At 58.9% G+C, this 5856-nt stretch carries 3 protein-coding genes and 2 pseudogenes; 3 read left to right on the forward strand and 2 right to left on the reverse strand.

Annotated elements, in window-relative coordinates; all coding sequences use genetic code 11:
- The 3 genes and pseudogenes from ABYV26_RS18830 to ABYV26_RS18840 form a co-directional block, all read left to right on the forward strand.
- Positions 1–308: pseudogene (locus tag ABYV26_RS18830) on the forward strand (amino acid ABC transporter substrate-binding protein); the annotation flags it as partial.
- Positions 309–444: 136 nt separating this feature from the next.
- Entirely contained in the window at positions 445–1455 is a 1011-nt protein-coding gene (locus ABYV26_RS18835; protein WP_372682899.1) for an ABC transporter permease subunit, read from the forward strand.
- The gene (locus tag ABYV26_RS18840) at positions 1452–2183 is read left to right on the forward strand and encodes an amino acid ABC transporter ATP-binding protein (RefSeq protein WP_372682900.1); all 732 of its coding nucleotides are present in this window, start codon (positions 1452–1454) and stop codon (positions 2181–2183) included. Before ABYV26_RS18835 ends, ABYV26_RS18840 begins: the two co-directional genes overlap by 4 nt.
- Before the next feature lie 101 nt (positions 2184–2284).
- Here the strand turns inward: ABYV26_RS18840 and ABYV26_RS18845 are convergent, their stop codons facing one another.
- On the reverse strand, positions 2285–4747 hold the full coding sequence (locus tag ABYV26_RS18845) for an FAD-dependent oxidoreductase (protein WP_372682901.1): 2463 nt from the start codon (positions 4745–4747) through the stop codon (positions 2285–2287).
- Positions 4744–5844: pseudogene (locus tag ABYV26_RS18850) on the reverse strand (trimethylamine methyltransferase family protein). The gene ABYV26_RS18845 and the pseudogene ABYV26_RS18850 overlap by 4 nt, the downstream one beginning before the upstream one ends.
- Positions 5845–5856: the final 12 nt, after the last annotated feature.

Below are 5856 nucleotides of genomic sequence, written 5' to 3' on the forward strand. Positions count from 1 at the left end.
AAGCCACTTACAAAGGGTTCGAGTCCGAAGCCGAAGCCGGCATGGAAGTAATCAACGGCAAGGCCGATGCGCTGGTTTACGACCTCCCCTTCATCGGCATCCTCTACTCCAGCCAGGGCAAGGGCAAGACCGTCTTTTTGGACCAGCCCTTCACCTATGAGCCCCTTGTCTGGGCCATCAACCAGGGCGACCCCGACTTCCTGAATTTTCTGAACAACTTCCTTAGACAGTGCAAGGGCGACGGGTTCTACGAAAAAACCTACAACAAATGGATCCTGAGCTCGGACTGGAAGAAGGAACTCGAGTAACCTTTATGACTGAAACAGATGGGTGATCATGATCCACACACAGGCCGGCCGGATTTTTCTCGGCCGGCCTGTGTCATCATGGCGCCTATGAGCCATTGCCCTCACGCTTTTACCCTATCAGGAAGAAGATGCGATCATGAGCGATGAAAACAGTCAGCGGATAACCGGACGACCCGCCGGTTACAACAAGTGGGTCATGATTTTCTGCCTCGGTGTTTTGATCTTTCTGGGTTTGTTCTACTACGCGACCCAGGCGATCAAATACAACTGGCGATGGAACCGGACACCTATTTATTTTGCCTACCATGACGACATCAACGTGACGTCCAACATTGACGGCGAGGTGTCATCCATTCGGACCGAAGGGAACCAGGTCATCGTCACGGTAACAGGCGTCGATGAGTCGGCTGACTACAAGGCACCCGCCAAGAGCCTGCGGGTGTCGGAAGGTGAATCCGTCTACTATGGCGACACCCTGGCCAGCTACAAAAAATGGAAAGCCGGCCTGTTGGTCATCGGTTTGTGGATTACCCTCAAGGTCAGCGTGGTATCCACGATACTGGGCGTGATCATCGGCATCATCAGCGGGTTGATGCGCATTTCCGACAACCCCGCCCTGCGGTGGACCTCCATCGTTTATGTGGAACTGATCAGGGGTTCTCCCTTGATGGTTCAGATTTTGATCTGGTACTTCGTGCTGGGGACGTTGATCAACGACCTGCTCTACGCCTACGGTTTCGGGCAGATCCCGGCATTCTGGTACGGCGTGGCTTCACTGGCCTGTTTTGCCGGCGCCTACGTGTCGGAAATCGTCCGGGCAGGCATCCAGTCAATCCACCGCGGGCAGACCGAAGCGGCCCGCTCTTTAGGCATGACCTATGCCCAATCCATGCGCTACATCATCCTTCCCCAGGCGCTTCGCCGGATCCTTCCACCTCTGGCCGGGCAGTTTATCAGCTTGATCAAGGATTCTTCCCTGTTGGGGATCATTGCCATCCGCGAGTTGACCAAAGCGGCCCGGGAAGCGGTAACGGCAACGCTTCAACCCTTTGAGGTGTACATCCTCCTGGGGCTGCTTTACCTGGTGCTTACCTTTACCCTTTCCATGTACGTGCAACACCTTGAGAGGAGGATGGCGACATCGTGATACAGGCAAAGAATGTATACAAAACTTTTTACGCACCCCATGAGATTCCTGCGCTGGTGGACGTGACGGCCAACATCAAGGCCGGCGAGGTGGTCGTGGTGATCGGCCCCTCGGGCTCCGGCAAGAGTACTTTTTTAAGATGTCTCAACCGCCTGGAACACGCTACCAGCGGGCATATCTTTATCGACGGTACCGACATCCTGGCTCAGAAGACCGACATCAACAAGATTCGGGCCGAGGTGGGCATGGTCTTCCAGTCGTTCAACCTGTTTCCCCACAAGACGGTGCTGGAAAACGTGACCCTGGCCCAGCGGGTGGTGCGCAAGCGATCGAGTGACGAAAGCCTGAACAAAGCTATGGCCCTGCTGGAGAAGGTGGGCATCGTCGACAAGAAAAATGTCTATCCGGACCAGCTTTCCGGCGGACAGCAGCAGCGAGTGGCTATCGCCCGGGCCCTGGCCATGGACCCCAAGATCATGCTGTTCGACGAGCCCACGTCGGCGCTGGATCCGGAGATGATCGGTGAAGTGCTCGACGTCATGAAGACCCTGGCCAAAGAGGGCATGACCATGGTGGTGGTGACCCACGAAATGGACTTTGCCCGGGAAGTGGCCGACCGTGTGATTTTCATGGATGCCGGCGCCATCGTGGAGGAGGGCACGCCGGAGCATTTCTTCGTCAATCCCACCCATGACCGTACCAAGCTGTTCCTCAGCCAGATTCTATAGCCTGACCCCCTATCTGCAGACCCACTGATAGGCAATGGCCCGGTTGCACGGCAACCGGGCCATTGCCTATCATACGGCGCTATGCCGTTTTTTCATTTCAGTCAGGATTTGATCTTCTCCATCCCGGGGTCGTAGAGCGGTGAGATTGAAACGATAGCCGGATACACCTTGCCGGCGATATCAATTTCCCATTTGCCCGCATCGATATAAGCCTGATCGATCGCTTCATCCGCTTCTATCATGAACAGTCCCACGGCGCCGCCCAGCGTGTAGCCGTAAGATCCGGATCGGACGTACCCCACCGGCTTGCCGTTCCTGCTGACCACTTCGGCATGGAACAACAAGGGGTGCGGGTCTTTGACCAATACCTGGGCCAGCCGCCGGTTGGGCAGGCCCTGGGCCTGTTTCTCGGCGCAGGCGGCCTTGCCGATGAAGTCGGTGGACTTGTCCATCTTGACGGTGAAGCTCAGGCCGGCCTCGTAGGGATCGTCCGTGTTGTCCATGTCGTGGCCGTAGTCGCGGTAGCCCTTTTCCATTCTCAGGCTGGCCAGGGCTTTGAGGCCGGCATGTCGCAGGCCGAACGGCTCGCCGGCCTCCACGATCATGTCGTAGACGTGGGTCGCCTGTTCGGTGGGGATGTAGAGCTCGTAGCCCAGCTCTCCAAGATAGGTGATGCGGGCGCAGATCATACGGGCGTAGCCGACGGCGATCTCCTCCACGTGCCGATAGGGAAAAGCAGCGTTGGACAGGTCTGTCTCGGTGAGCGACTGCAGCAGTTCCCGGGATCGGGGCCCCTGGATGTTGAGCTGGGCGTAGGCCGAGGTGATGTCGGTGGCAAAGGCGTGGGCCTCGTCGGGGATGTGCCGCTTCATCCAGTTCTCGGTGTGGCGGTGCATCGTGTCGGTCACCACGACCATGAATTTTTCGTCTTCGAGCTTGGCGACCGTCAGGTCGATTTCCAGCTTGCCGTCTTCGTTTAGCCAGGGGGTGTAGGTGATCCGGTTGGCGGCCAGGTCAACGTCGTTGGTCGACAGGGTGTCGAGCACCTTGCCGGCATCACGCCCCTGGACCAAAAACTTGGGCATGAAGGACATGTCCATTAGAATCACTTTCTCGCGGGCCGCACGGTGCTCGGCCTCCCAGTGGGCGAACCAGCTTTCGCGGCCCCAGGAATGCTTGTCGATCTTAGCCTCATCGCCCGCGGGCGCATACCAGTCCGCACATTCCCAGCCGCTCACCTCCCTGAAACAGGCCCCCCGGTCTTTCAGGCGGTCATAGAAGGGAGATTTCTTGGCGCCCCTGGCCGTCTTCATGGATTTGTAGGGGTAGTGGCACTGGTAAACCATGCCCAGGGACTCGACCGTGCGGTGGCGCCGGTAATCGGGGTTGTTCTGGTAGCGGTGCAGCCGGCTCATATTGAAACCGGTGATGTCCACATCGGGCTTGCCATTGATGATCCAGTGGGCCATGGCGCGTCCCAGACCGGGGCCCATGATGATGCCGATGGAGTTCAAACCAGCGGCGACGAAGTAGTTCTTCACCTCGGGCGCTTCGCCGACGATGGGGGCCAAGTCCGCCGTAAAGCTTTCCGGGCCGCAGAAGAAGGTTTTGATGCCGAGATCCTGGATCACCGGCACCCGTGAAATGGCTTTTTCCACGAACGGCCCCATGCGATCCCAGTCCGGTTCGATCTCACCGAAGGAAAAGTCTTCGGGAATGCGCTTGATGTTCCAGGGGGCGCAGACCGGTTCGAATAGCCCTATCATGAGTCCGCCGACCTCTTCGCGGTAATAACCGTAGTGCGAGGGATCTTCCAGGACCGGCATGTTCTGCGGAATGCCATCCATCTCTTCGGTGATCAGGTAATAGTGTTCGGCGGCCTGGTTGGGAATGTTCACGCCGGAGGCATCGCCGATCTGCCGTGCCCACATGCCGGCGCAGTTGACCACCACCTCGGCCCGGATGTCTCCCTGCGCCGTGCGGACGCCGGCTACTCGGCCGTTCTTCTTGATGATGCCGGTTGCGGAAACACCCTGAATGACCTGGACGCCATGGTTACGGGCGCCCTTGGCCAGGGCCAGGGTGGCATCCACCGGATTCACCCGGCCGTCCTCCTCGACGTAGAACCCGGCAAGCAGGTCGTCCACTCGGGCCAGGGGGAAGAGACCCTTGATTTGTGAGGGTGAGATCTCATGTACGTCTATGCCGCAGTAGCGGTTGAAGGCGGCTACCCGGCGGTACTCCTCCAGACGGTCCCGGTCGCTGGCGACTTCGATGAATCCGATGGGTGTGAAGCCGGTGGACAATCCGGTTTCCGCCTCCAGGCGGTTGTAGAGGTCGCGGCCGTAGAGGCGCATCTGGGTCGATGTCTCCGACAGGGAACCGAAGGTCACCATCAGGCCGGCGGCATGCCAAGTGGTCCCGGACGTCAGTTCGTCCCTCTCCAGCAGGACGACATCCTTGCAGTTCATGTGCCCCAGGTGGTAGGCAATCGAACAACCGATAATCCCGCCGCCGATGATCACCACGTTGGCCTGTTTGGGTAGCTTCAAACTCTCTTTCATGGATCTTCTCCTGTTTCGATTCCAATCTCCGCTTCAGCCTGTTGGACGATGCTCCTGATTTTGGCAAGTACCTTGTCGGGCAGCGGGTCCGGGTGATGGTTGTCAAGGATCCAGCGCGCCTTGGCCATGGCCCGCTCATAGGCGGTGGTGGCACCTGCGGCCTCCCACACGCTTCTCATCCTGCGGTCGATTAACTCTGGTTTGGATTGATTCCGCATGCCCTTGAAGGTCGTTGGGTGCATGAGGAAGTCCCGGCCCGGACCGATCTCCTTGATCGCGTCCACGGCGAGTGTTTCCGCATTCACCGGGATTCCCTGCACGGTAAATTTGATCATGCGGGCAAATTCGCAGTCTAACACCAGTTGGCCATAGTCGAACGTGATGCCGCTTTCAAGCATTCCCAGACCGTAAATCATATTGGCACCTGCCAATGCGGGCAACAATCCGGTGAGCGTCTTTTCGTGGCCTGCCTGGACGTCGGATATTTTAGAATCGCCCTAGCCACCGGCGACATAGCTCGGCAGGGCATAATAGCGCGCCAGCCGCGCCACGGCCCCGCTGATCAGCGCACATTCGGGCGTCCCCACGGTCGCCGCGGCCATTTTCAGGTCCATGGCGGTGGTCGAACTGCCGTAGACCACCGGCGCCCCCCTGCGGGTCAGCTGGCTCAAGGTGATTCCGCTCAAAATTTCCGCATTGTGGGTCACCAGGGTGCCGGCCAGCGTCACCGGTGCGGTGCCGCCGGCCATGGCCATGGAGAGAATGTTGCACACCACATTGTTGCGGGCCGATTCCATGATGATTTCGCAGCAGTCCGTGATCAGCTTCAACGGGCTGACCGGGCAGGTGGTGAAGGAAACGATGGGACGTTCCTTCAGACGCCTGACCCCGCCGACGATGGCTGCGGCCATTTCCAGGATCTTGTTCAGCATCCGGCCGTTGCCCGGGCCGAAGGCGCAGTGTTTGGTCGTGTGAGTCAGGTAGGCTTCGGCGTTGTGCAGAGGGACCACCGCCTGGTCGACATCGTGGGCACCCAGCGCCTTTTCACAGAAATCCACCTCGTCCAGGTAGTCGATCACCCGGGCGGTGTCGACCAGGTCCTGCTTGAC

The organism is Desulfosarcina sp. (genome assembly GCF_041551955.1).
In the GTDB taxonomy this organism is placed as follows: domain Bacteria; phylum Desulfobacterota; class Desulfobacteria; order Desulfobacterales; family Desulfosarcinaceae; genus Desulfosarcina.